1 protein-coding gene is annotated in these 254 nt (G+C 45.3%); it reads right to left on the reverse strand.

All coding sequences use genetic code 11. The features are described 5' to 3' along the window. Window positions 1–254, reverse strand: a 254-nt coding sequence (locus L9G74_RS21335) for a DNA cytosine methyltransferase (RefSeq protein WP_238898797.1), incomplete at both ends; no start/stop codon positions are given.

The following is a 254-nucleotide window of genomic DNA, read 5'->3' on the forward strand; positions in this document are numbered from 1 at the left end:
TATATTTTTCCGCCACAATTTTCCAAGGAGCATTTTTGACGTTTTCTAGTATGATCAAGGGAGGCCTGTACTTCTCGATGTATGAGCGAATGCCATAAAATGTGACACCGCTCTCGCCTTTCTCGGACAATTTCTTTTTCCTGTTATTGAGGGCTGAAAAGTCAACGCATGAGAACCCAGCAATGACGATATCAGCGTTCCCCGGAACTTTCTGCCGGGATCCATAAGCCGTGACGCTGAATACATAGGTGATC

It is taken from the genome of Shewanella electrica, assembly GCF_022321485.1.
In the GTDB taxonomy this organism is placed as follows: domain Bacteria; phylum Pseudomonadota; class Gammaproteobacteria; order Enterobacterales; family Shewanellaceae; genus Shewanella; species Shewanella electrica.